The sequence below is a fragment of the Saccharibacillus sp. CPCC 101409 genome (assembly GCF_030518235.1).
GTDB lineage: Bacteria > Bacillota > Bacilli > Paenibacillales > Paenibacillaceae > Saccharibacillus.
Genome location: NZ_JAULSA010000014.1, coordinates 18,327 through 44,036 on the forward strand (window position 1 = coordinate 18,327; position 25,710 = coordinate 44,036).

Genomic DNA, 25,710 nt, shown 5'->3' on the forward strand with positions numbered 1-25,710 from the left:
GGTACAATAAAGACGGGAGAGATGAGGATGAAACGAGGGAAAGTTTGGACGGCAGGGTTGGCTCTGTGCCTGGTCGCGGGACTCGGCGCGTGCAGCGGCGAAAGTTCGTCGCGGCAGGGCGGCTCGGGAGCGCAGGAAGGAGCGGTGGAGATTCGCTGGACCAGAGGCGAGAATCCGGCGCAGGCCATCAAAGAGAACACGCCGGTTATTCAGGAAATTCTCGCAAAGACGAACGTCAAGATCGATCTGGAGCCGGTGCCGGGCAGCAATTACGGCGATAAGAAAAGGGTGCTGCTCGCCAGCAACAATATTCCCGACGTGATCGGGATCGAAGCGGGAGACGCGGCGGAGTTTGGGGATACGGGCATGTTTCTGGCGATTTCCGATTATCTCGATCAGATGCCGAATTTTCAAAAAGTGATGGAGGAGCACCCGGAGATCGGCAAGCTGTTTGTGGACGGCAAATTGTATTCGCTGCCGATTACCGAGCAGTTCAAGATCCAGGGCGGCAAAGCCCCGATGATCCGCGCGGATATTCTGGAAGAATTGCAGCTTGAAGTCCCCGCAAGCTTCGACGACCTGTATACCGTGCTCAAACGGATGAAAGAAGCGTATCCCGATTCATATCCGTTCACCACCCGGGGAATGTCGTTCATGGACGCTTTCTCGCTCGGCATGGGCAGCGGATACGGCATGACTTACGACGATGCGAACGACCGTTATTTCTACGGGCAGAACAAGCCGGAATTCAAGGAAGTGCTCACATACCTCAACCGATTGTACAGCGAACAGCTGCTGGACCCCGACTTTGCGGTAAACACCAAGCAGAACTGGGACGAGAAGCTGAGTACCGGACGCTCCTTTTTCTACTACGATAACAACTCGTTTGCGGTCAATTACAACGCGACGCTCCAACAGAACGCTCCCGACGCGAAGTTCGACCGTATTCCTTATCTGACCAATGCCGCTGGAGAAGCGAAGGGCTGGCTGTATCCGAAAGGCTGGCTGGTCGACAACTATGCCATCAGTTCGAAAACGAAAAATCCGGAAGCGGTCATCGCTATGTTCGACTGGATGTACGGCGAAGAAGGAACGCGGGTGACCAACTACGGCGTGGAGGGCGAAACGTTCGAGATCCAAAACGGCGAAGCCGAGATGCTGCCGGAAACGATCGAGAAATACAAGTCCAGTTCCGACCCTGCCCGCGTGATGATGTCCGAGCTGGGAACGGGCCTGCTCGCGCTCGCTGTGCATGTGGACGAAAGTCCGATCAAGCAGTTGTCCGATCCCGATCTCGTCCGCTGGGGCGAAGAATTGACCGCCGATGAAGGCGCCTATTACGTGCCGGGACTCAATCCCGCTTTTACAGCGGAGGAAACGGATAAGCTGAAGCAGTACACAACTAAAACTTCACCGCTTGAAGAGGATGTTGTAAAGTTTATCATAGGAACCAAGCCGCTTGAGGATTTCGATCAATGGGCCGGACAGCTGACGGACGCGGGAGCCGGCGAGATCGAAAAGATTTACAACGACGCGCTGAACCGCACGAAATAAAGCAAACGAAGCGAGGGAGGAGAAGCGAGATGAATAAACTTATGGACAGCTTGCGAGTAAATAAGTTATTCGTGAAAATTCTGCTCTCCTTCCTGTCTTTTCTTCTTCCGTTGGTTCTGCTGGGAGCATTGACGTATACGAACTTTGTGACCGACCGAAAAGCGGAGTATACGCAAAAGCTGAATCTCGACCTGACCGCCTCCGCGCGAAAACTGGAAGATTACTGGCGTCAAATTTACGAGACCAGCACGGTGTTCTTCGGCGACCCTTCCGTTACGCGGCTTATGAAACCGAAGCAGGAATGGGGAGCTCAGGAATTGACGAATATCCAGGCGCTGCAGGGAAGCATGAGCCGCGCCAAATTCAATGTCAATTCGTTTGTCGATCATTTCTTTGTGTATGTGGACGACGAATATGTGTTTACCGACGACGGCATCAACGATTACGATTATTTTTTTAATAAGTTTTATCATTATCGGGATTACGACACGCAATTCTGGAGCGAGCGTCTCAATACCGTCCGCTATATGGAAGTGTTGAAGCCGGCGCTGGTGGAAACCTCGTTCGAATCCAAGGAAGTCGTGACGTTCCTGACCGCGAACCGCAGCGGAACCTATACCCCCGTACTCGGAGTTACCGTCGCCGTGGACAAGATTTGGGAAGCGTTCGCCCCAATTGTGAAGCCGGGAATCAACCGGGTTGTCGCAGCCGACAAAGACGGCGAAATCGTGATGAGTTCCGATGCCGATTTCAATAACGAAGCGGCTTTTCGAGCAATCGGCTCCGATTTGCCGGACGGTGAAAACGCCCCGCTCGAAGTAACGGTCGACGGCGAAGACTTTATTGCCGATGCGGTCTATAACGATACGATCGGATGGTATTTCTATGCGTTTACTCCCGTCGAAGAGTTCAACAGGCAGGCGTCCGGCATTTATCATTTTATTGTCACCCTGTGCATTGTGCTCTGTCTGGTCAGTCTGATCTTCGCGTTCTTGTTCTCTTACCGGCTGTACACGCCGATCCGCCGGATCGGGGAAGTGCTGGAACGCACGGTAGGAGAAGTGAAAGACGAGGCGGGAACCCGGTACTCCCGCGATCTGCGGCATATCGGAGCCGGAATTCAGCGTATGATGTTCAACCAATCCCGGTTCCAGGGACAGATGGAAGTACTGGCGCAGGAGTATGTGGATTACGTCTTGTTTCAACTGATGAAAGGACATTCGCTCAGCGAAGACCAGAGGGAGAATTTGCAGCGTATCCTGCAAACGCGATTGGGTTTCGAACAAGACCGTTTTCTCTGCTGCGCGATCAGTCTCAAATTCAAAGACCGTTTCTGGACCGATATTCAGGATGTGGACCGCATTCTGATCGAGGTCAAAATGAAGAATCTGTTTTACGGCCTGCTTAAAGAAAACGCCGACCTGTATGTGCTGGAGACGGGGAAATCTCAATACGCGCTGGTTTTCAATATGCAGCCGGACGCGGATCGCGAGAGCATAAGGGGAAGAATGGAGGAACTGGCGGGCATCTTCAGCAGCGATACCCAGTACTGCCGGCTTCATATCGCGATCGGCGATATCTGCGAAGGCATAGAAGGGATTGCCAAGTCCTATCGCAACAGTATGTACGCTTTGCACCGGATCACGGGAAAACCGGATTTCAAGATTGTGGAGTTTACGGGCAAAGAAGGCGGTCAAGAGCAGATCGTCTATACCTACGCGGACGAGAACCGTCTGCTCCAGCTTCTTCGCTTCGGCAACGCCAAAGAAGTCGCCCAGTGGGTCGGACAACTGCTGCAAAACAGCCGTCACGCCTCGTACTCCCTCGATGCTTTGGTTACGAAACTGTTCGAGACCGGACGGCGTTTCCTGGTGGAAAGAGGGCTGGACCCGGAAGAAATATTGTCCGGCGAAGACCGGCGCGATCTGCTGCAAACGCAGCGGACGATCGACGGAGAAGACCGCAGGCAAACGATTTTGCTGAATTTCTTTTTTGGCGCGATGGATCGGATCAAGCAGGAACATTCTTCTCCGCGGTCCGCCGAGCTGGCTTCTACGATCAAGCAATACGTCGAAGCCAATTACAGGAGCGATCTGCACCTGGAAAAAATAGCGGAAGAAATGGGCGTTACGGTCAAGTACGTTTCCCGCTTGTTCAAAGAAACGTACGACTTGAACATTACGGGATTTATCAGCCGGCTTCGAATCGATAAAGCCAAAGAACTGCTGGAGACAACCAACCTGCCGGTGATCGACGTGGCGACAAGCGTGGGCATTTTCGACCGGACCACTTTCCTGCGCACGTTCAAGAAGTTTGAAGGCGTGTCTCCGAACGAATACCGGAAGCAAATCCATAACCGAAAAGAGGAGAATCATGCTTCATATCACAGCTGAAAAGCAGTATGTCTTTGAAGAGGAGCGTCCGTTTCGAAGCTGCCACGCATCCACGGTGGCCGTGCTGCCGGGCGGCGAAGCGATCTGCGCCTGGTTCGGCGGGACTTACGAGAAATCGAAGGATGTCGCCATCTGGTTGTCGGCGCGCAGCGGCAAAACATGGTCGGTTCCGCGCAAAGCGGCCGATGAGGACGGTATCGCGCATTGGAACCCGGTTCTGGATGCCGCTCCGGACGGGTTGAACCTATTCTACAAAGTCGGACACGAGATTGTGGACTGGCATACGCGCATTGTCCGGTCGACGGATGGCGGAGACACATGGTCCCAACCTATAGAGCTGGTTCCCGGCGATATCGGAGGACGCGGACCTGTGCGGAACAAGCCGATCCGGCTCGAAGACGGCACGCTGCTCGCCCCGTCGTCGGTCGAGAAGCGGGACCCGGCGAATCCCGGCAAAGAAATCTGGGAAGCGTTTGCCGATATTTCGACGGACGGCGGAACTACCTGGACCCGGAGCGCGCCGGTGCCTATGGAACTGGAGCGCTATGTGGGCGCACAGGAGTGGATCGCACGCGGACTGATCCAGCCTTCCCTGTGGAGCGAGGGAGGAAACGCGGTGCATATGCTGCTGCGCAGCACCGAAGGCGCGGTCTTTCGCAGCGATTCGCAGGACGGGGGCCGGACCTGGTCGATCGCCCGCGCGACGGAGCTGCCGAATAACAACAGCGGCATCGACCTGACCCGGCTCGGCGGCGGGCTGCTCGCGCTGGTGTACAATCCCGTGCGCGGGTATGCGACGGACTCGCCGCGAACGCCTCTTGTGCTCGGCTTCTCGCGGGATAACGGAGAGACCTGGGGCGACTCGTTCGTTCTGGAAGACGAGCCGGGGGAATACTCGTATCCGGCAATCGTCTCGCAAGGAAATACTTTATTCATTACGTATACCTGGAAAAGGGAACGGATCGCGTTCTGGCGGATCGATGTGCGGGAAGAGGAAAACGGACATGAGAAGTGAACCGGCGGTTTCGGGAATCTGGCCGACGATGCTGACGCCGTTTGTCCGCGGCGGGCAGGTGGACTGGTCCTCGCTTGAGCGCCTGGTCGAATGGTATATCGCACAGGGGGCGCACGGGCTGTTTGCCGTCTGCCAATCCAGCGAAATGTTCCGGCTGACGCTGGAGGAGCGGGTCGGGATCGCTTCTTTTGTCCGGCAAAAGGCGCGCGGGCGCGTTCCGGTTATTGCTTCCGGCCACACGGGCGGTTCGTTCGGCGAACAGGTAGGCGAACTCCGGGCGATGGCGTCGACCGGCGTTGATGCTCTTGTACTGATTACAAACCGATTGGCGGAACAGGGCGAATCGGAAGCGAAAGCTATTGATCGCCTTCAGCGGCTGTTGGATGAGCTTCCGGCGGATCTCCCCCTCGGTTTCTACGAGTGTCCGTTTCCTTACAAACGTTTGCTTAGCGACGAACTCTTGTCTTTCAGTGTGGAGACCGGCCGATTCCGCTTTATCAAAGACACCTGCTGCGACGCGGACACGATTCGGCGGCGGTTGAAGCTGCTGGAGGGAACCGGGGTCAAATTGTTCAACGCCAATTCCGCTACCCTGCTGGACAGCCTGCGCTCCGGCGCGGCGGGATACAGCGGAGTGATGGCTAACTTCCATCCGTCGCTGTACGTCCGCTTATGGAACGAATACGAGTCCGATCCGGCTGGAGCGGAGCTGCTGGCCGCTTTTCTGACCACGGCTTCGCTGATCGAGAAACAAAGTTATCCGGCAAACGCCAAATACAACCTGCTGCTCGAAGGAATACTGGAATCCGCAGCCTGCCGAGTCCTGCCCGACGACGCTTTGAGCGCGACCCATCGAAGCGAAGTCGAGCAGCTTCGTCTGCTGACCGATGCCTGGTACGAAGAATTCGGGAAAGGAAGATACGAATAGTAGAGCGCAAGTTTAAGAAGAGCCGACAAACGTCGGCTCTTTCAGATTGTCGAGAAACGATTTGATGTAAATCATAATAAGCAGGTTCGATTGGAAGGAAAGGTCGGGGAAAGGGTTGGAGAATTAAAGCGAGCGGCAGGACGAATCCAAATAGCTGCGTATATGCCCTTATTCCGGCTTAATCTTACGTTTTCGAGAAAATAACGACGCTCATACATCTATTTCAAGCTTTTTCGCTTTCATTCGGCATTTGGCTCCCGAATAATTGCACCTGCGTCGCTATTTGAAGAAATCGAAGCGTTTCGTCCCAAATAAGTGTACCTGTGCCGCTATTTTCCGTCGGGAACTCTACCCGGCTTTCTCGACACCCTGGAAGAGCCGACAAACGTCGGCTCTTTCTTTGTTTCTTTGCGGACCGGCCAACCCTTCACCTGTTTTTTCGCCGAAAGGTATGCTATCTTTTTACAAGAACAGCCGGCGAGGAAGCGGAGGGGACGGGATGACGCCGATCGAATATTGGAAGCGCTTCAAATTCAGGACGAAATTGATTCTGCTGCTGTCGGCGGCGACGGTGCTGATCTCGGGCATTACCGGGCTGATGACGTACCGGATTCATATCGCCCTGTTCAACGAAGAAGTCGGCCGGCAGTACGCCCTTACGGCGGAGCAGGTGCTGGCGCGGCTGGATTCCAGGGTGAACGATATGTACAAGGTCACGGACTATATCACGCTCAATCCTTCGGTGAAAAATGCGATCCAGTCGCAGGAAGCGGGCATTTCTTCGTATACGCAGATGAAGCTCGAAGACGAGCTGGACGATCAGCTGTACCAGGTTCGCCTCGACGCGCCCGAGATCATGAGCCTGCGCATCTACGACCTCAAAGGAAACCGGTTCAATCTGGGCAGCTTCTCCGGTTCGCTGGAGCAGTTGAAGCCCGATTACCTGACGGCGGTTGTCGGCGGGCTGAACGGAACCGGCGGCGAGTATGTCTGGAATCCGCTGACTCCGGGCGCTTATGTGCAGGAAGAACGGACGAACTGGATTCTGGCGGGACGGGTGATGAACTCGGTCGATCTGGAAACGTACGGCTTTATGCTGATCCTGTTCAATACGTCGCTGTTCGAATCGTATGTGAAAGATCTGCGGCTCGACGACGACTCCGCCGTTTATCTGCTGGATGCCGGCGGAAATCTGCTGTATTCTTTTCAGGGACAAAAAGAAGGGACGCTTAAGCCGCCGTTTGCGGAACTGGAGACGGGCGCGGCGGAGGTTCGCGGCGAAGACGGCGCGGCCTGGCTGTACACGAAGCAGACTTCGGACAAAGCCGGCCTGACGCTGGTCAGCCGCGTCTCGCTGGCGCAGATTCAGCAAAAAGGACGGGTGATCGTCGAAGTCGCGGTCTTCTCGGCCGCGGCCAGCGTTCTGTGTTTGTCGCTGATTATTATGGGCATCAGCGGCAGGCTGCTGCGTCCGCTCGGGGGATTGGTCGAAGCGATGAAAAAGGTGCAGGGCGGCCGGTTCGATACGCGGGTGGCGGTCGAAACGACGGACGAGCTGGGCTTTATCGGGGAAAGCTTCAACGATATGGCTTCGCGGATCGATACGCTGATCCATGAAGTGTACGAGCGGAAACTGAGCGAAAAACAGGCCGAGCTCAGAGCGATCCAGGCGCAGCTGAACCCGCATTTTCTGTACAATACGCTGAGTTTGTTTTTCTGGAAATTCTATATGCTGGGCGACGAACGTTCGGCTCGCCTGGTCACGGCTTTGTCCGAAATGCTTCAGTATACGCTTCAACCGGCGCAGAAACTGACGACGCTGCAGGACGAAATGACGCAGATCCGGCATTACGTGGAGATTCAGCAGGCCCGTTATGCGGAAACGCTGAGCGTGGAGATTAAGATGCCGCCGGAGCTGGAACGATGCGAAATGATCCGGCTGCTGCTGCAGCCGGTGGTGGAGAATGTGTTTGTGCACGCTTTTGCCAACAAACGGGGCGACCGCAGATTGGAGATCCGGGCGCTGAGGCGCGGCGGAGAACTTGCGGCAGGACCGGGAGAAGCAGGAGAAGCGGAAGAAAACAAGCGTCCGCCCATGCTGGTGATCGAGATTGCCGACAACGGCTGCGGGATGGACGAAGGGAAGATTGCGCGTCTGTATGCGCCGGCGCAGCCTCCTTCTCAGACGGAAGAAAAAGGCCGCGAGCATGTGGGCCTGCGCAGCGTGATGCGGCGCATCGAGCTGGTTCACGGCAGTCCTTACGGTGTGGAGATCGAATCCGCGCCGGGAGCGGGCACAACCGTGCGTCTGCTGCTGCCCGAGCAAAGCGAATGGGAAGAACGGCTGCCGATAACGGGAAAGGAGGAGAAGTGACGATGAACGGACGAATGCTGGTCGTGGACGACGAAGCGCTGTTTCGGCAGGGATTCATCCATCTGGTGCGCAACAATCCGCTGGGCTGGGACGTGATCGGGGAAGCGGCGGACGGCGAAGAAGCGCTGGCCGCCGTGCGGAGCGACAAGCCCGACCTGATCGTGACGGATATCAGCATGCCGGTCATGGACGGACTGGATCTGGCGCGGCGGATTCAGGAAGAAGATCAGGATATCCTGATTATTATCCTGACCGGCTACCGGGAATTCGAATACGCGCAGCGGGCGCTGCGCTACGGCGCGATCGAATTCCTGCTCAAGCCGTTCTCGCTCGACGAAGCGTGCCAGGTGCTGCGCAAAGCGCATGAGCGCTACCGCCGCAGGCAGTCGGAGCAGCGGCTGCGCAGCGAATACGGGCGAACCGACCGAACGGAACGCTGGCGCGGCGAGTTGGCGGAGCTGCTGCTCAAACGGCAGGTCGGGCCGATGCGGGCGCGCGTCGCCGAAGGATTGGAAGAAGCGGCGCGCATGGAGCTGGCCGACTGCAAAGCCGAAGTGCAGCGCATGCTTCGCGCGATCGAAGAACTGCCGGCGCAGCAGTTCAATGTCAAACCGGGGAACGAACCGGGCAAAGCCGAAGAATTCGGCGGCGATCCGCTGCTGTGGATGCACAGCGTGCAGGAAGTGACGGACTGGGCCCGCGGACGCAGCGGCGAACGCCTGGAACTGCTCGAAAGTCTGCTCGAAGACCGCCGAGGCAGCGTAGTGCATCGCGTGATTCAGTACGTCGAGGCGCATTACGCCGAGACCTGCACGCTCCAATCGGCCGCCGATTACGCGCATGTTACCCCGAATTATCTCAGCCATTTGTTCAAAAAAGAAACCGGCGAAGGCTTCAGCCAGTACGTCAGCCGCCGCCGGATCGAGAAAGCCAAACTGCTGCTGCGCGAAACCCGCCAGAGCATGTCTTCCATCGCCGAACAAACCGGCTTCGACACCTCCAGCTATTTCACCACCGTCTTCAAGCAGTTAACCGGCATGTCCCCCCGCGCTTTCCGCAAACAAGCCCCCCGTTCCCCCCACCCCGAAGAGCAATAACAGCCCGTTACCTGGGCCGCCCCTGTGTCGAGGAAGTCCGCTTCTAAGCGAAGCGAATAAGCGGAGGAGAAAATTCAGTGAAAGAGCGATAGCGTTCGCCTTTGAAACCGGGAAGATTCCACTAGAATCTAATCAAACTTCCTGGTTTCAACAAGCGACTGTAACGAATTTTCTCCGCAGCCTTTACGGCTTCTTTTACGAATAGGAACTTCTTCGACACCCCCAAACGGCCCTTCAACGGGCCGTTTTTGCGTAGAAAATTAAAAAAGGAAAGCTAAATATCAAATGTTTGCGCTTACACACCTCTTTATAATACAAGTATGAATCGATTCAGATACCGTTTACAAGGAGAGATGCACATGAAAGAAGAGCTGACCGCGGGGCCGTCCGGAGTGCGCCCCTCCGCAGGCGAGGCCCGCGAGCGCCTCAGGCAGCAGCGGCTTCGGCGCCTCAAGATGAATATCCCGCTGCTGCTGATGTTTCTGCCGGTCATCCTGTTCTACCTGGTCTTCCGCTACGCGCCGATCGGAGGGCTGGTGATCGCGTTCAAAGATTACAACTTCTACGACGGGCTCTGGCACAGCCCGTGGGTGGGGCTCCAGCAGTTCCAGACGCTGTTCGGCGATCCAAGAACGCTTGAGATTATCCGCAACACGCTGCTGCTCAGCGTGCTCAGTATCGTATTCGGATTTCCGATCCCGATCTTCCTGGCGATTATGCTGAACGAAGTCCGAAACCTGGCGTTCAAGCGCTCGGTGCAGACCATCGTGTACATGCCGCATTTTTTCTCCTGGGTCATTATTGCGATGATGCTCATGACCGTGTTTGCGCTGGAGAACGGCATCGTCAACCGTTTCGTCGAAGCCTGGACCGGCGAGCCGTACGCTTTTATGTACAACAAAGGCTCGTGGATCGCGATCTTCGTCGCCTCCGGCATCTGGAAAGACATGGGCTTCAACGCCATTATTTTTCTCGCCGCGCTGACGACGATCGATCCGAGCCGCTACGAAGCGGCGCAGATGGACGGAGCGGGCAAGATGCGGCAGATCTGGCATATCACGCTGCCGGGCATCCGTTCCACGATTATCCTGCTGCTGATTCTGTCGATGGGCCGCGTGATGGAAGTCGGCTTCGATCAGGTGTTTATGCTCCAGAACTCCAACGTCAACGAGATTGCGGACGTCATCAGCACGTATATTTACCGCAACGGGCTTCAAGGCGCGCAGTTCAGTTTGACGACGGCGATGGGATTGTTCGAATCGCTGGTCGCGTTCATCCTGATCTTCACCGCCAATTATATCGCCAGACGCTTCAACGAAAGTTTGTGGTAAGGAGGACAAGCCGTGAGAACAACCCGAGGAGAAAAAGCGTTTTACGTCTTTAACTATATTCTGCTGACGCTGATCGCGCTGACCTGCCTGCTGCCGCTGCTGAACATTATCGCGCTGTCGCTGAGCGACGCGAGCGCCGTGCTGTCGGGCAAAGTGAATCTGTGGCCCGTCGATTTCAGCTTCGCTTCGTATCATAGCCTGCTGACCGGAACGCCGATTCTGAACGCGTTCTGGAACAGCGTGAAGATCACCTTGATCGGCACGGGACTGAGCATGCTGGTCACGGTGATGGCCGCTTACCCGCTGTCGCGCGGACATTTCTACCACCGGCGCTTTTTTACCATGGCGATGGTGTTCACGATGATCTTCAACGGCGGGCTGATCCCCACCTATCTGGTCGTGCAGAATCTGGGGCTGGTCAACAGCTACTGGGCGCTCTGGCTGCCGGGGCTGGTCAGTACGTACAATATGCTCATTATGCGTTCTTATTTTGAAAATCTGCCCGGCGAAGTGGACGAAGCGGCGCGAATCGACGGCTGCGGGGAGCTGGGCATCCTGCTGCGCATCGTACTGCCGCTGTCCAAGCCGCTGCTCGCCACGATCGCGCTTTTTTACGGGGTGGGGTACTGGAATTCATTTATGAGCGTAATGATCTACATCAACGACACCTCCATGTTCAATATGACCGTGCTGGTGCAGAATATGATTATGTCCAACCTGAATGTGCAGGACTTTACCGATCCGACGATGGTGGGCAGTCTGACGCCGGAAGGCATCCGGGCCGCGGCGGTCATCGTGATGGTGATTCCGATCCTGGCGGTGTATCCGTTTCTGCAAAAGTATTTCGTTAAAGGCGTCATGCTCGGTTCGATTAAAGGTTAAGGACGATTTGGTTTCGATAAAAAAAGAAAGAGGGTCGATTCTGTGACGTTATCCACGAAAGCATGGTTGAAAAGCGGTCTTGCGCTCGGACTTCTGGGCGGCGTACTGGCGGGCTGTTCGGGCGGAGAAAAGCAGGCGCGGCAGGAAGGCGAGCGCGGAAGCATCACTTCGACGATCTACGACCGCGGCTCGGTGCCGAGCGGGATGGGAATGATCGAAGACAATATGTGGTCGAAATGGATCAACGAGAACGGGCCGGTCGATGTGAAATTCACCGCCGTTCCGCGCTGGGAGTCGCAGTCGAAGCTGAACGTCCTGTTCGCTTCGGGCAGCGCGCCGGACGTTATTTTCGAATTCGGGACCTCGATCCGCAACACGCTGTTCAATCAGAAGCAGCTGCTGCCGCTGGACGATTTGATCGCAAGTTCCAGCACGGAGTACAAAGCGCTGATGGAGAAATACCCGCAGCTCAAGCAGGCCGGCACCAAAAGCGACGGCAAGCTGTACGAGGTGGGACGCATGAACGAAGTGTATCCGCTGACCAGCTTTTTTATCCGGGAAGACTGGCTGGAGAAGCTGAACCTCGAAGTGCCGACGACCGAAGAAGAAATGATCGCCGTCGCCAAAGCGTTCGCGGAGCAGGACCCGGACGGCAACGGCGTGGACGATACATACGGGATCGGCGGACTCCAGTTCGGCGACACGTCGGGGATCTTCCGCTATATGTTCAACGCCAACTGGGTGAACGAAGAAGACGGGGAGATCGTGGTCGGCCCCAATCATATGAAGGAAGTGACCGCGTTCAAGCGCGCCCTGTTCGAATCGGGAGCGGCGGACAAAGACTTCCTGACCGACAAAGACGGCGCCAAGTCCAAGCAGGCGTTTCTAAACGGCAAGACCGGCATGTTCGGGGCGATGACGTCGGACTACACCGCTTTCGCGGCCAACGAATTGGATACGCTGATGAAGAACGTGCCCGAAGCGAAACTGAAAGTCATCGCGCTGCCGTCGACTTCGGTCGGACAGTATACGACGGTGTGGAACAATCCCGTGCAGATGACAGCGGTCGTCAACGCCCGGACCAAGAATCCGGAAGCGGTCATGCAGTACATCGATTTTTTGACTAAAACGGAGACCGGCAGAACGTTCAAAAACGGCTTCGAAGGCACGCATTACAAAGTGGACGAAAACGGAAGTCTGCGCATTACCGATGCCGAAAAGTACAAGCAGGAAGTCAGCTGGGCCGGCGATTACGCGCTGCTGTACAGCCGGCTGGAAGAAGGCAAAGCCGGGTACACGGAAATGCTGTTCGACGAAGATATTCCGGCGCAGAAAGAAGCGCTGCGGCTGTTCAAAGAAGCGCGGGACGTCTACATGACCGATCTGCCCGTAGGCGAAGGCGTGACGCACTCCGAACATATGCCGCAGCTTCCGAAAGACCTGCAAACCAAAATGACCAATGTAACGACGGCGATCAACGACACGTATACGCGCTCGATTATCGGCGGAAGCAAATTCACGGTGGACCAGGCGGCGGCCGAAGCGGAGCAGCAGTGGCAGCAGGGCGGCGGACCGGAGATCGAAGCGTGGTACAAAGATTGGTGGAGCCAAGAAAAAGACAATGTGCTGGTGTGGGACGATTTCTACGAGATTTACCGGCAGCAGCAGGCGGACTTCGCGAAAGAAAAATAGGTTAAAAGGAACGCAGCCCGGGAGAAGGTTCCCGGGCTGTTTGCCTTACGGTTTACGAAAGAAAAACAAACAGTTGCATAAAGGAGGAATAAAATCTATTATAGATATATTATATCTTTAATATAAAACAAAAAGGATGAAAATATGATGAATCTATTTTTTGAAGCGGAATCCTGGGAACAAGCCTGGCAGGAGCACAGCGAAGCCGCGGCCGCTCACCGCAGCCGCAAAGGCATCGATATGACGAGATCGTTCGATCCCAAAGCGCAGACGTTCAACGAGCAGTCGTTCAGCGCGGAAGGACGCAAACGCAGCGCGCGGATCCTGAACTGGCTGGAAAGCCGGGGGGTCGATTTCGACGGAGCGTCGGTGCTGGATATCGGGGCCGCTTCGGGCGTTTTCTCCGTCCCGTTTGCGGAACGCGGAGCGCAGGTTACTTCGGTCGAGACTTCACCGCCGCAGGCGGAACTGCTCAAGGCCAACACGGCGCATTTTACGGAAAATCCGGTGCAGGTCGTGTCACAGCCGTTCGAGCGGATCGACCTGAATGCCCAAAGCTGGAACCGCGCGTTCGATTTCGTATTCGCGTCCATGTGCCCGGTCGTCGATAATTGGGCCAGCGTGGAGAAGATCCTGAGCTGCGCCCGGGACTTTTGCTATATCAGTCTGCCGATCAACTATTCCGAGCACAGTCTGGCCGAAGAAGTATGGCCGCTGCTGAACGGAAATTCTTTTATCCCCAAACCGATGGAAGACATGGGCTATCTGCTGCATCTGCTTTATCTCAAAGGCTGCTCATACGAAACGTTGGTGACGCGCGAGACGAAAACCGTAGAACTTTCCACCGACGAGGCGCTGCTTGAACTGAGAGAATGGCTGCGCGCCCACGGTCTTCCGGACGACAAATGGGACCGGGGGATCGTTGAGGATTATTTGCAACAAACGTATCCATCCGGCACCGTTACCGTTAATCAGGGCGGACGCTTCGGCAAAGTGCTGATCCGGTTGAAAGAGCAGAATATGTACGTGGCGGAGTAAAGGAAGAAGGAGGAGCGCTCGATTGCGAGCGTTCCTCTATTTTTTGACTCAGCGGAGAAGTTGAATGAAGAAGGAAGATGGATATAATGGAGAAGACAGGAAATCGTAACGGAGAATCTTACAACAGCGCGTCATCGGAAAAATGAGGAGGGGACGCGTATGAACGTGAATTTTTCCGGCATCGGCATACGCCTCAAGATCACACTGGCTTCGGCGCTGCTAACCGCAGGCTTGGCGACGGTTACCGCATACCGGATGGCGGCGGACAAAGAGGATACAGGAATCGGCGGACTGATGACACTGGGAATTTTTATGGCTTTCTTTACCATGGTCAACACAGTTATTCTGCTAACGAGAAGGAGAAGAGGTAGCGATTGAAAAAAACTTATCTGGTTAAACTGAGTTACCTGATCGAGTTGGACGAAGATCAAGGCGAAGACGAAGAATACTTCGAGCAGCATATTTTCAACGAAGCCGGAGAAGACCAGGTGCTGGAGAAAACGAATAAAACGTTGGAATGGCAAAATGCGTTTTCGCTCCAGCTCGATCCGTCCTCCATGAACTGCGGCAGATGCGACAACTGCGGTCAGTGGACGACGGATCGGGAACGGCCAGACGCCGTGATGGAACTGTGCTGCGGAGCGACGGTGGACGGGCGGCTGCTGTGCGACGAATGTCTGCCGAAAGATCACCCATGGGCTTTTTGAGAGGATGATGTGCGGTCAGAGCTTCAGCACCTTCATCGGCTCGCCGTCGACGATTTCGCCGCTGTCCTGGAAACCGAAACTTTCGTACAGCCGTTTGGCGCTCAGATTGTCCGCTTCGTAAGGAATCCAGCAGTACGTGGCCGGACCGGCGGGAAACGTACGGATAAACTCCAGGATCTTGGTCATCGCTTCCCGGCCGTAGCCGCGTCCCTGGTAGCGTTTGTCGATCATCAGCCGCATGATACAGTAACTGTCGTCGACGATCGAAGGAAGCTCGTAACCGGTATCGCCGTGGATGATCATCACAAAGCCGACCGGTTCTTCATCCGCGTAAATCGCGAACGGGAACGGACGGCTTCCGTTGGTGAGCAGGACATAACAGGAAGCGACGCTCGACAGATTGGACGCGACAAAGCTTTGCTGATCTTCCGCGACTTCCAGATTGAAGATCTGCCTCCGGTTGTCCAGCGTGATCTTGCGAAGTGTAATCATAAGAGGACCTCCTTTATTTTTCCTGTAAGAACTACTATTGTATCGAAAGGAGCCTTAAATGAAAAGAAAAAAGATTCTATCCATTGAAGCCGAAGGGCTGTCTTATAAAGACGAGCAGGGGACGGAAAAGTTTATCGATTTTGCTTCCGCTGCCTATTTTTACTCCAAACTTTTGCAGGAATGGAACGGACTCGATGAGAAGGAAAGGATCACATTGGAAAGAAGAACGAAATGCGTTGCGCTGCGCGATGGGACTGCCAAGCCGATCTATGTGAAGTTTCTGGCGGAGACGCCGGTGATATTCGAATTTGAACGGTGATGGTTTAAACAGCTTTATAAAGAGTTCCAAAAAATGGTCGATGCTGTAAATAGTCGGGGCTGGACCACATTTGATATGAGCTAAAGCCGGGTAGAAAGTTTCTGTATAGCCGCCAAGTTGAAATCCACAAAAAACTCCGCTCCCGCGTCTATCGACGCGAGGCGGAGTCTTCTGCGCGGCTTTCCAATTTTTCGCTTACTTCGCTTCCGGGTCTTCCGGAACTTCCTGATCGAACCACAGCGGGTCCATGCAGTCTTCTTCGCCGTTGTAGTTAATGAAGATTTCTTCACCGGCTTGGATGTCGGTATAGGCGTAGAAGTCGAACGTATGCTGATCGAAATTGATCTCGTAGGTGGCGTTGGGCGTATAGGAATGGTTGAACAGACTTCCGTAGCCCAGCAGAATCGCCGTATGGTTGCTGCCGTATTCGAATACGTAATCTTCCAGGTCCGTCTTCTCGATAAACTCGTCCTGTTCGTTCGGATAAGCGACGACCGGAGCTTCATGGATCAGCCGGCCTTTGGGAATATCCCGGGTGGCGAACACGCCCCGGGTAAACTCGCCTTTGCTGATCGGGGATCTTTTGATTTCAATCATGGGTTGGGTACCTGCTCAATTCTTCTAGGATAGGTCCGGACTCCGGCCCTTTCAAGCACGAAGATAATTGTAGACCACCCCGGACGGTACTTCAAGCTTTTTACATGAGTTTAAAATGAAGGACTTTCCATCGCCCGCTTCAGAAACTGCACCGCCAGCTCGATATCCCGGTAAGGCTGTTCGCCGACTTCGCGCTCGATCGTCAGGAAGCCGGTATAGCCGATTTCGCGCAGCGCGTTCAAATAACGGGGGAAATCGACGTCGCCGGAGCCGAGCGGCAGCTCGATATAAGGAGTATGGCCTTGGTCCAGCTTACGGCCGTCTTTGGCATGCGTGTGCACGATATAATCCCGGAGCGTATACACGCCCTGCACCGGATCGTCGCCCGTCACCATCGCCAGGTTGGCGGGATCGTAATTGACGGCTACGCCGTTCGACGGCAATTCGTCCAGAAACCCTTTTAACCGCTCGGCGGTTTCGGGTCCGGTCTCGATCGCAAAATGCGCATCCAGGGAATTGGCGTACTCGCTCAGCTCCGCGCACGCTTCCTGCATGATCTTGTAGCGGTCGTCGCTGCGGTTCTCCGGCACCACGCCGATATGGGTAGTGACGATATTCGTGCCCATTTCTTTGGCCAGGTCGAGAATGCGCTTGGAGCGCTCGATCAGGACGGGATTTACCGCCGGGTCCGTAAACCCTTTGCCCAGGTCGCCGCACAGCGCGCTGATCGTTTGTCCGCTGTCGCCTGCGAGGCGCAGGAATTCCTTCAGTTTGGCGGGCGTCAGGCGTTCCGGGGACAGCTCGCCGTCGGTCGCGTATACCTGGATGCCCTGCGTGCCGAGCTGCGAAGCGTGTTTGAGCGCCGACGCGTAATCGGTCCGAAAAGACTCCAGCAGCACGCCGATCGGAAATGTGTTCATGGATGAATACCTCCTGTAGGTTAAGTTGGCATACTCTATTGTAGGTTTGGAACGAACGCGTGAACAGCAACAGGCTTGCCGGTTACTATAACAAGCTTGCTGTTTGCGGCTTTTCTTTTATGCTATGATGAAACCGGATTCAGGAATGAAGACGACAAGCGGAGATGAATATAAATGAAGGAAAAAGCCAAAGCGGGGTTTTACGAGAATCATGCGGCGCTGGGCAATCGGTATCCGTTTATTTTCCATCGGTGGGAGCTGAATCGGCCGGGCGACGGCTTCGCGGCCCACTGGCATACGAATATGGAACTGCTGTACATAACGGAAGGCGAAGCCTCGGTTACGATTAATGCCGAAACGGTGCGCGCTTCGCGGGGAGACGTGGTCGTGATCGATTCGAACGCGATCCACAGCCTGGTCTGCGAGCGTTCCGTAACGTACTCCTGTCTCATTATCGATCATCATTTCTGCGCGGCGCACGGACTCGACTATACCTCTTCTTCTTTTCCTCTCAAAACCGACCATCCCGCCGTGCGCCAATCGCTGGAACAGCTGCTTGCCGAATTGTCCGCTTCCGCAGACGATTACCATTACAACATTGCGCAAAGTTTGACGCTCACGCTGACCGGTATGCTGCTTCGCCATGCGCTGCGTATGGAGCACCGTCCGGCCGAAGCGTCGGGACCGTCGATCGAGCTGGTCAAAGGCGCAATCCGGTTCATCGAACGCCATTATCAGGAACCGCTGTCGATCGACGATATTTGCAATGAAGTCAAAGTGAGCAAGTACCATTTCTGCCGTTTGTTCAAGGCACTGACCGGGCAGACGGTCAACAAATACGTCAACAATCTCCGCTGCGAGCGGGCGAAAGTACTGATTGCGGGCTCGACTCTTCCGATCGCCGAATGCGGTCTGCGGTCGGGGTTCAACGATCCGTCTTATTTTGCCAAATGCTACAAGCGCCGCTTCGGCTATATGCCTTCCAGGGAGAAAAGGGGGAATTGAGCAGTGACGAAAACGAATAACGGGCAGAACGGGGAAGATTGGCCGGTCTGGGCGACGGAAGCGGTACATATCGAAGCTTACAATCCGGACTGGCGGGCGAAAGGCGAGCGGGAAACGAAGCGATTGGCGGAACTGCTGCGTCCTTACGGCGTACGGGAGATCGAGCATATGGGAAGCACGTCCGTGCCCGGCCTGTCGGCCAAACCAATTATCGACCTGATGGCGCGAATTCCCGATTACGGCGAACTGGACTCGGTGATCGAAGCACTGTCGGCTGAGGACTGGCACTACGTTCCGCCCGAGCTGGACGGGAACGAGTGGCGGCGGTTTTTTGTCAAAGTCAAAAGCGACAAGCGGCAGTGCCATCTGCACCTGATGCGCGAAGACGAAGAGCACTGGGACCGGCAGATCGCGTTCCGGGACAAGCTGCGTCGGAATCCGGAATTGGCCGGGGCTTACGATCGGCTCAAGCAGGAGCTGGCGGAGCGGTATCAAAGCGATCGGGAAGCGTACACGCGGGCCAAAAGCGAATTCGTACAAAACGTGCTGGAAACGGAGCAGTAAGCGGACGGGAATAAATTCCCGATTGAAGGAGGCGCACCGATGTCGGACCACTGGGAGCATTACTTTGTCACGATCGAAGAGCAGCCCGGATCGATCGTGCTCGATATGGAGATTTGGGACGAGCTGGACCGGAACCGGTACCGGTTTCCCGTTTGTCTGGAGATCGAGATGCAGCATCGGGAAGAAAACGGGTTTCCAAACAGCGAAGAAGCCGATTGGATGAACGAGCTGGAAGACCGGATTACGCAGGAATTGACCCAATCCGCTTGTTATGTCGGGCGTTTTACCGTGGAAGGAGTCCGCAGCCTGTATTTGTACTTCAATTCCCCGACTATTCCGAAAGAAACGGTCGATAAGCATTTAACGCCGGCGGGATATGCGTTCCGAATTCTTGAGATCGAAGAAGCGGAACCCTGGGATTTCTATTTCGAATTTCTGTATCCGAACGAATACGAATTTCAGCATATAGGGAACCGAAGCGTGATCGAGTCCCTGCAGAATGCCGGCGATTCGCTGGAAGAACCGCGCAGAGTCGATCATTGGATCGTTTTTGAAGAACGGGCGGATATGCTCGGATTTGCCGGAAAAGCGGAAGAACTCGGATTCGGGATCGAAGGCCAGCAGCGGGAGGAAGGCGAGTTTCATCTGCATATTCACCGGAAAGATTATGTGGATTTCCGGTCGATCAACGCCGTTACCGATATCTTTGTGAGTCTGGCCGAAGAATACCGCTTCCGGTACGACGGCTGGGAAACGCAGGCTATCAAGTCCTGAAAGGAGAAGATCGCCATGGGAAGACTGTCTATGTTAAGCGACGGTTTGAAGATTATTTCCGCCTGCCGAAAAGAGACCGGTGATATCTGGCAGGCTCATTTCGGCGCGGCGGCGATCGGCAGTTATTTTTTCGCACAGGCAAACGAGATGAGTCCGGAAACCGAACGGTTGATGTTCATGCAGGCCGAAGAGATGACGCGAAAATTCGGCGAAACGAAAAAGCTGCTCAAGAGCGATGAACATGACGCCCAAATCGCCGAAGACATCATTCTCGCTGCGCTGGAGAAGACGATTGACAGCCTGCACTGGGTCGGGCACAATGTCATTTACAGCGCGGCAAGTTTGTCGGCGATCCGGGAACTGGGCGGCTGGGGCGCCGAAGAAGAGATCGAGGGAATTGCCGAACTGATCCGCTCGTTCGAGAAAACGATTCCCGGGCGCTCCTGGATCGGGTACAGCGCGTCGGAAGTGAAACGGATGCCGCTGACGGAGGAAGACGATTTTCCGCCGGTTGAAAAGCCGAAAGACCTGTCCGCGCTGGTGCTGGAAGAATTGGCCGCTTTCGAAAATATTTACCGCGCGGAAGCGCATCACGACCTGATCGGGCATATGCTGACGTTCTCGCATGCGCTGAATATTCTGCACGATCTCGGTCATGTTTCTTTTTTTCGGAGAGGACTGCCGCCGCTGCTTCGTCTGGTCAAAGCGCTGCGAGCAAGCCGCTCGATTCGCCCGGACGAGCCGGTTAAGCTGGTGTCCGCGGTGGATCGTCTTCCGCTGAGGCCGGCGCAGCGTTCGGACTTCCTTCCTACCGATGCGGCGTTCTGGGAGCGGGACTACAGCGAAGCGAATTGGGATTTCGGGCACATTTTCAAGTTCCCGCACAGCTTCTACGACCATTTGTCCCGGGTGGAGCCGAAGCGCGAAGCCTATCTGGAAAAATTCCGTTATATCGCGGCGCAGTAAGATAGGAATAGGCATAATAATTGAAAAAGACTCAGGAGATCCCATGAAAAAGTATATTGAGATCGGGATAGGAAACCGCTGGCTGGTCCGCACGGAGATCGAACACGAAGACGGAACCGAGACCGAAGTAAAAGGAATCGACCGGCCTTTCAGATGCAAAACGCTTTACGTCAGAATCTGGATCGGGAAAAAAGTGCTGGTGATCGACTCGCGCGAAGGATTCAAGATCACGACCAAAAGTCGGAACAAATTCAAACTGATTGTCGGTTTATCGGGTTTATAACAGAAAGAGAGGCCAAGCATGAATCGTTTACTTCCTTCACGGCAGTCAATCAAAACCGTTGAACAGTCCGAGATCGACTACATGACCGATCGGATGCTCGCGATTCAGGGCAGAGCCGGCAATCCGGAAGGCGTAGAGATCGCGACATTCGGCGGCGCGACCGCTTTCTACAGCCGTACGATGCCCTGGCCGAGCTTCAATACGGTCAAAGGGCTGACCGACGCCGGTATTCTCCATGTGCAAAGCAACAACGAAGTGCTGCACGGCCGCCCCGGGTGGACCTTTTTCCTGGCGGAATTGGACGGAACGCCGGCCGCGGCCGCCGTCATGTTCGAGCGGAACCGCATCGCTTCGCTGACATTCGCCGCGACGCTGCCCGAATTCCGCGGCCGCGGTCTGCACCTCGCGCTGCTGAACCGCAGAATCGCCGAAGCTTCCGCGCGCGGCTGCGAGCTGATCGTCGGCCAATGCGCTTTCTCGTCGCAGAGTCACCGCAACATGGAGCACGCCGGGATGAAATTGGCATACATAAGAACGGCCTGGACGACTACGGGCTGAGTGTGCATAGGCCGAGATAGGATAGGACGAGGACGAAGTGGGATAGGATAGGACAAGGACGGGACGTCCTATCGGTATGGAAGAAAAGGAGGAACTCCATGTCGGACACCGCCAACCTGTTTACGACGTCTTCCGCCCGGGAATACGCGGCCCGGGGCGAGCTTGAAGAATGGGTGCATCTGTTCCTGAACGCCGAAGGCAATAACGCGGAGCTGTCCAAAGGCTTGAAACGGGAGCCGAGAACGTGGACGGGACCGTTTGAAGTCGAACTTGCAAAGCTTGAGCGGATTGTCGGCCCCGAAGCGCATATGGAGTATGTCGAAGAAGAAGCCGCCTGGAACGATCGCGTCGACCGGATCGCCGCCCGTCTACAAACCGGATGGGACATGCCCCCGCTGATTCTCGAACAAAGAACCGACACGTTCAGCGTGAGAGACGGCAATCATCGCCTGGGCGCCGCGGAGCGGCTGGGACGAAAAATATGCCCGGTTATCGTGTGGGAGAATACGATATAACACAATCCAAATCTTAAAAAACACCCATCTCCGGGTGTTTTTTAATTCCCTGCACAATCAACGACTCGCTTCGTCAATGCCGATTTCTTGCTCTTTATCCCCAATTTTTGCGATGAATCCGCTTTCTCCAATTAATCGCCATAGCGGCAAGAATGGAACATAGGCAGCGCGGCGTATAAGCGATACGGTAAAAAGGCAGGAAGGCGCGCCGCCCGGCGGGCCGAACCTATCATATGGGGGCGATTGGGATTATGCGAAAAAGATGGACGCGGCACGCCGCGCTCGGCGCGGCTCTGCTGCTGGGATTGACCGGCGCGGCCGGCTGTTCCGGCGGCGGGAACGAACAAGCGGAAGGAGGCGAAGACGGAGCGACGCCGATCTCGATCTGGGCTTCGCTGAATACGAACGTCTCGATTACGCTCAAGAGCATGAACGAGATCGCGGCGATCCGGGAATGGGAAAAGAAAACCGGCATCAAAGCCGAGTTCCAACATCCGGCGGTCGGCGCGGAAACGGAGCAGTTCAACGTGATGCTCGCTTCGAACGAACTGCCGGACGTCATGTTCGTGTACGGCGATTACGCCAAGCTGTACAACGACGGTTCGATTATCCGGCTGAACGACCTGATCGACGAGTTCGCGCCGAATCTCAAGAAGATCCTCGACGAGAATCCCGAAGTGGCGAAGCAGCTCAAGGCGGACAACGGCGATATCTATGCGATGCCGCATCTGCGGCTGGGCGAGTACAAGACGTTCGGCGGCATGTTTATCCGGCAGGACTGGCTGGACGAACTGGGACTTGCGCGCCCCGAGACGCTGGATGAATGGGAAACGGTTCTCAAGGCTTTTAAAGAAAAGAAAGGCGTATCCGCTCCGCTGCTGTACGGCGTTCCGCCCAAGATGTCGACGATGGGACCGGCCGCGCCGAATTTCCTGGAAGCGTACGGGATTACCAACACCACTTTCCTGAAAGACGGCAAAGTCGCCTACGGTCCGATCGAGCCGGAATACAAAGAATTTCTGACCCTGTTCCACCGCTGGTACGAAGAAGGGCTGATCGATCCGGACTTTGCCACCAACGACCAGAAGACGTTCGACGCGAAAATTCTGGACAGCCAGGCCGGCGCGTTCTTTACATTTATCGGCGGCGGGATCGGGCGTTACCTGCCGGCGCTCCAGGAGAAAGATCCCGACGCAAACCTGACCCCCGTGCAGTACCCGGTCGAAAATAAAGGCGACGAGCCGATGTTTACCGGACGTTCTTGGGAATGGAGCGGAGCGGGCGCCACGATTACCAAGAGCAATAAGAACCCCGAAGAAACCGTCAAAGCGCTGGATTACTTTTTTGGCGAAGAAGGACATATGCTGAAGAACTTCGGCATCGAAGGCGAAACCTACACGATGAAAAACGGCTACCCGACCTATACCGACGAGATTCTGCACAACCCCGACGGGCTGTCCGTGGTGCAGGCGATGGCGAAATACTTTATTGCCAACTACCCGTTTGTCGGCGAAGACGACGACCGGTACAACGAGCAGTACTACCAGCTCCAGCAGCAAAAAGACGCGGTCAAGCTCTTCTCCAAGTACAGCGAGAATACGGTCCAAGTCAGCATTCCGCCGGTCAGCCTGACTACGGAAGAATCGAACGAATACAGCAAGATCATGAACGATATCACGACTTACCGCGACGAGATGTTTATCAAATTCGCGATGGGCGCCGAACCGATCGACAACTTCGACAGCTACGTCGCCCAGATCAAGAAATTCAATATCGACCGGGCGCTTGAAATCCAGCAGAACGCGCTCGACCGGTATAACGCCAGATGAGCGGGCGCGCGGTGCCGCACAAGCTGTCGCTGCTGTGGACGAACTACAAGAAGAACAAAGCGATCTACTGGATGGCGCTGCCGGTCGTGCTGTACTTTCTCGTGTTCAAATATCTGCCGATGTACGGCGCGATGATCGCGTTCAAGGATTACAGTATCGGCAAAGGCATTTGGGGCAGCGAATGGGTGGGATTGCAGCATTTCCGCGATTTTTTCGAGAGCTATTATTTCTGGCGCATCCTGAAAAACACCCTTGTCTTGAGCTTTTACCAGCTGCTGTTCGGCTTTCCGGCTCCGATCCTGCTGGCGCTGCTGCTGAACGAGCTCAAAAACGAATGGTTCAAGCGCTCCGTGCAGACCGTTTCCTATATTCCGCACTTTATCTCGATCGTGGTTATCTGCGGCATGGTGGTGGACTTCTCGGCGCGCGGCGGATTGTTCAACACGATCATCACTTTCTTCGGCGGAACGGATACGGCGCTGCTGAGCGATCCGTCCAACTTCCGCACGATCTATACCGCGTCCTCCATCTGGCAGGAGCTCGGCTTCTCCACGATCATCTATCTGGCCGCGCTCAGCGGGATCAATCCCGAGCTGTACGACGCGGCCAGGGTGGACGGGGCGAGCCGGCTGCGCCAGGTCTGGCACATCACGCTGCCGGGCATTATGCCGATGATCGTGATCCTGCTTATTCTGCGCATCGGCGGACTGATGGAGATCGGATTCGAGAAGATCATCCTGCTGTACAACCCGAACGTATACGATACGGCCGATGTGATCTCAAGCTTCGTGTACCGCAAAGGCATCAGCGAAAGCGCGGAATTCAGTTATACGACCGCGGTGGGACTGTTCCAGTCGGTCGTCAACTTTATCCTGCTGCTGGGCGCGAACCGTTTGTCCAAAGCGGTGTCCGACAACAAGTTGTTCTAAACGGACGCGGACGCGCGGCAGGGATGAAGGCGTGAATGGAAAGGAAGGCGAACAACCGTGATGAAAATCAAAACGACGCCCGGCGAACGCATCTTCGACGCGGCGAACGTCCTGCTGATGCTCCTGCTGATCGTGGTGACGCTGTATCCGCTGTGGCATGTGCTGAACGCGTCGCTCAGCGACTCGGGACGGCTGATGGGACACAGCGGCCTGCTGCTTCTGCCCCAGGGCTTCAATCTCGACGCCTATAAGCTGGTGCTCGGCAATCCGGCGATCCTGTCCGGGTATCGCAATACGATTGTAATCGTCGTGGCGGGCACCGCGCTCAATCTGGCGTTTACGATTCTCGGCGCGTATACGCTGTCCCGCAAAAGCTTCATGCTGCGCAATCCCATTATGCTGGCGATTGTATTTACGATGTTTTTCAACGGCGGGATTATCCCGACTTACCTGCTGATCAACAATACGCTGCATATGGGAAACAGCCTGCTGGCTTTGATTGTGCCCGGGTTGATAAGCAGTTATAATCTGATCATTATGCGGACTTCGTTCCAGGAGATCTCGGAAAGTCTGCTGGAATCGGCGCGGATCGACGGGGCGGGCGAGATCCGGATCCTGCTGCAAATCGTGATTCCGCTGTCGATGCCGGTGATCGCGGTCATGATCCTGTTCTACGGCGTGGGCCACTGGAATTCCTGGTTCGGCGCCATCTTGTATATCCGCGACCGCGATCTGTTTCCGCTCCAGCTGGTGCTGCGCGAGATCCTGATCCAGAACAGCACGGATTCGATGATGGCCGGAGCCGCGATGGGCGACCGGGAAGCGATCGGGGAGAGCGTAAAGTACGCGACCGTCATGGTGGCGACGCTGCCGATCCTGTTTATTTATCCGTTTCTGCAAAAATACTTCGTCAAAGGGGTCATGATCGGCGCGATCAAAGAGTAGCGG

Annotated in this window: 26 protein-coding genes; 23 read left to right on the plus strand and 3 right to left on the minus strand. The window is 55.5% G+C overall.

All coding sequences use genetic code 11. From position 1 onward, the window contains the following. Window positions 1-27 precede the first annotated feature (27 nt). From QWJ34_RS22020 to QWJ34_RS22075, 12 genes are all read left to right on the plus strand, one after another. Entirely contained in the window at window positions 28-1,554 is a 1,527-nt protein-coding gene (locus QWJ34_RS22020; protein ID WP_302731204.1) for an extracellular solute-binding protein, read from the plus strand. A 29-nt stretch (window positions 1,555-1,583) separates the two neighbouring features. Next, window positions 1,584-3,947 carry a helix-turn-helix domain-containing protein gene (locus tag QWJ34_RS22025; RefSeq protein ID WP_302731206.1) on the plus strand — a complete coding sequence of 788 codons (2,364 nt, stop codon included), beginning with the start codon at window positions 1,584-1,586 and terminating at the stop codon, window positions 3,945-3,947. Further along, window positions 3,928-4,962, plus strand: a complete 1,035-nt coding sequence (locus tag QWJ34_RS22030; protein WP_302731208.1) for a sialidase family protein — start codon at window positions 3,928-3,930, stop codon at window positions 4,960-4,962. The genes QWJ34_RS22025 and QWJ34_RS22030 overlap by 20 nt, the downstream gene beginning before the upstream one ends. Then, window positions 4,952-5,890, plus strand: a complete 939-nt coding sequence (locus QWJ34_RS22035) for a dihydrodipicolinate synthase family protein (protein ID WP_302731210.1) — start codon at window positions 4,952-4,954, stop codon at window positions 5,888-5,890. The genes QWJ34_RS22030 and QWJ34_RS22035 overlap by 11 nt, the downstream gene beginning before the upstream one ends. A gap of 499 nt (window positions 5,891-6,389) precedes the next feature. Beyond that, window positions 6,390-8,264, plus strand: coding sequence for a cache domain-containing sensor histidine kinase (locus QWJ34_RS22040; protein WP_302731212.1), 1,875 nt, complete (start codon window positions 6,390-6,392; stop codon window positions 8,262-8,264). Window positions 8,265-8,266: 2 nt separating this feature from the next. Next, a complete protein-coding gene (locus QWJ34_RS22045) occupies window positions 8,267-9,361 on the plus strand; it encodes a response regulator transcription factor (RefSeq protein ID WP_302731214.1) in 1,095 nt (364 codons plus the stop codon). 359 nt (window positions 9,362-9,720) lie between these two features. Beyond that, window positions 9,721-10,692 carry an ABC transporter permease gene (locus QWJ34_RS22050; protein WP_302731216.1) on the plus strand — a complete coding sequence of 324 codons (972 nt, stop codon included), beginning with the start codon at window positions 9,721-9,723 and terminating at the stop codon, window positions 10,690-10,692. A gap of 12 nt (window positions 10,693-10,704) precedes the next feature. Further along, on the plus strand, window positions 10,705-11,574 hold the full coding sequence (locus QWJ34_RS22055; RefSeq protein WP_302731217.1) for a carbohydrate ABC transporter permease: 870 nt from the start codon (window positions 10,705-10,707) through the stop codon (window positions 11,572-11,574). 42 nt (window positions 11,575-11,616) lie between these two features. Then, window positions 11,617-13,266: an extracellular solute-binding protein gene (locus QWJ34_RS22060; protein WP_302731218.1), complete on the plus strand. Its 1,650-nt coding sequence runs from the start codon at window positions 11,617-11,619 to the stop codon at window positions 13,264-13,266. Between the two features lie 144 nt (window positions 13,267-13,410). Then, window positions 13,411-14,304 carry a class I SAM-dependent methyltransferase gene (locus QWJ34_RS22065; RefSeq protein WP_302731220.1) on the plus strand — a complete coding sequence of 298 codons (894 nt, stop codon included), beginning with the start codon at window positions 13,411-13,413 and terminating at the stop codon, window positions 14,302-14,304. Window positions 14,305-14,463: 159 nt separating this feature from the next. Beyond that, on the plus strand, window positions 14,464-14,682 hold the full coding sequence (locus QWJ34_RS22070) for a hypothetical protein (RefSeq protein WP_302731221.1): 219 nt from the start codon (window positions 14,464-14,466) through the stop codon (window positions 14,680-14,682). Beyond that, window positions 14,679-15,011, plus strand: coding sequence for a hypothetical protein (locus tag QWJ34_RS22075; protein ID WP_302731222.1), 333 nt, complete (start codon window positions 14,679-14,681; stop codon window positions 15,009-15,011). Before QWJ34_RS22070 ends, QWJ34_RS22075 begins: the two co-directional genes overlap by 4 nt. A gap of 15 nt (window positions 15,012-15,026) precedes the next feature. On the opposite strand, the gene QWJ34_RS22080 is transcribed toward QWJ34_RS22075, so the two are convergent. Continuing rightward, window positions 15,027-15,503, minus strand: a complete 477-nt coding sequence (locus QWJ34_RS22080) for a GNAT family N-acetyltransferase (protein ID WP_302731224.1) — start codon at window positions 15,501-15,503, stop codon at window positions 15,027-15,029. 58 nt (window positions 15,504-15,561) lie between these two features. Here QWJ34_RS22080 and QWJ34_RS22085 point away from each other — a divergent pair, with 58 nt between their 5' ends. Beyond that, window positions 15,562-15,822, plus strand: a complete 261-nt coding sequence (locus tag QWJ34_RS22085; RefSeq protein WP_302731226.1) for a hypothetical protein — start codon at window positions 15,562-15,564, stop codon at window positions 15,820-15,822. A gap of 195 nt (window positions 15,823-16,017) precedes the next feature. Here the strand turns inward: QWJ34_RS22085 and QWJ34_RS22090 are convergent, their stop codons facing one another. Both QWJ34_RS22090 and QWJ34_RS22095 read right to left on the minus strand, forming a co-directional pair. Beyond that, on the minus strand, window positions 16,018-16,419 hold the full coding sequence (locus QWJ34_RS22090; protein ID WP_302731228.1) for an SET domain-containing protein: 402 nt from the start codon (window positions 16,417-16,419) through the stop codon (window positions 16,018-16,020). A 110-nt stretch (window positions 16,420-16,529) separates the two neighbouring features. Further along, complete coding sequence (locus tag QWJ34_RS22095) at window positions 16,530-17,339, minus strand: sugar phosphate isomerase/epimerase family protein (protein ID WP_302731229.1); 810 nt, start codon at window positions 17,337-17,339, stop codon at window positions 16,530-16,532. 174 nt (window positions 17,340-17,513) lie between these two features. On the opposite strand from QWJ34_RS22095, the gene QWJ34_RS22100 reads away from it, so the two are divergent. The 10 genes from QWJ34_RS22100 (at window position 17,514) to QWJ34_RS22145 (ending at window position 25,707) form a co-directional block, all read left to right on the plus strand. Further along, window positions 17,514-18,344 carry an AraC family transcriptional regulator gene (locus tag QWJ34_RS22100; RefSeq protein ID WP_302731231.1) on the plus strand — a complete coding sequence of 277 codons (831 nt, stop codon included), beginning with the start codon at window positions 17,514-17,516 and terminating at the stop codon, window positions 18,342-18,344. A 3-nt stretch (window positions 18,345-18,347) separates the two neighbouring features. After that, on the plus strand, window positions 18,348-18,908 hold the full coding sequence (locus QWJ34_RS22105) for a GrpB family protein (protein WP_302731233.1): 561 nt from the start codon (window positions 18,348-18,350) through the stop codon (window positions 18,906-18,908). Window positions 18,909-18,947: 39 nt separating this feature from the next. Then, window positions 18,948-19,682 (plus strand): DUF695 domain-containing protein, encoded by a 735-nt coding sequence (locus QWJ34_RS22110; protein WP_302731235.1) that lies wholly within the window; start codon window positions 18,948-18,950, stop codon window positions 19,680-19,682. A gap of 15 nt (window positions 19,683-19,697) precedes the next feature. Beyond that, window positions 19,698-20,648 (plus strand): hypothetical protein, encoded by a 951-nt coding sequence (locus QWJ34_RS22115; protein ID WP_302731237.1) that lies wholly within the window; start codon window positions 19,698-19,700, stop codon window positions 20,646-20,648. 43 nt (window positions 20,649-20,691) lie between these two features. Next, window positions 20,692-20,931: a DUF3977 family protein gene (locus tag QWJ34_RS22120; RefSeq protein WP_302731239.1), complete on the plus strand. Its 240-nt coding sequence runs from the start codon at window positions 20,692-20,694 to the stop codon at window positions 20,929-20,931. 18 nt (window positions 20,932-20,949) lie between these two features. Further along, window positions 20,950-21,489 (plus strand): GNAT family N-acetyltransferase, encoded by a 540-nt coding sequence (locus tag QWJ34_RS22125; RefSeq protein ID WP_302731241.1) that lies wholly within the window; start codon window positions 20,950-20,952, stop codon window positions 21,487-21,489. Window positions 21,490-21,587: 98 nt separating this feature from the next. After that, window positions 21,588-22,004, plus strand: a complete 417-nt coding sequence (locus tag QWJ34_RS22130; protein WP_302731242.1) for a ParB N-terminal domain-containing protein — start codon at window positions 21,588-21,590, stop codon at window positions 22,002-22,004. A gap of 251 nt (window positions 22,005-22,255) precedes the next feature. Next, window positions 22,256-23,833 carry an extracellular solute-binding protein gene (locus QWJ34_RS22135; RefSeq protein WP_302731244.1) on the plus strand — a complete coding sequence of 526 codons (1,578 nt, stop codon included), beginning with the start codon at window positions 22,256-22,258 and terminating at the stop codon, window positions 23,831-23,833. Next, a complete protein-coding gene (locus QWJ34_RS22140) occupies window positions 23,830-24,762 on the plus strand; it encodes an ABC transporter permease (RefSeq protein WP_302731246.1) in 933 nt (310 codons plus the stop codon). The genes QWJ34_RS22135 and QWJ34_RS22140 overlap by 4 nt, the downstream gene beginning before the upstream one ends. Window positions 24,763-24,822: 60 nt before the next feature. Next, a complete protein-coding gene (locus QWJ34_RS22145) occupies window positions 24,823-25,707 on the plus strand; it encodes a carbohydrate ABC transporter permease (RefSeq protein ID WP_302731343.1) in 885 nt (294 codons plus the stop codon). Window positions 25,708-25,710: the final 3 nt, after the last annotated feature.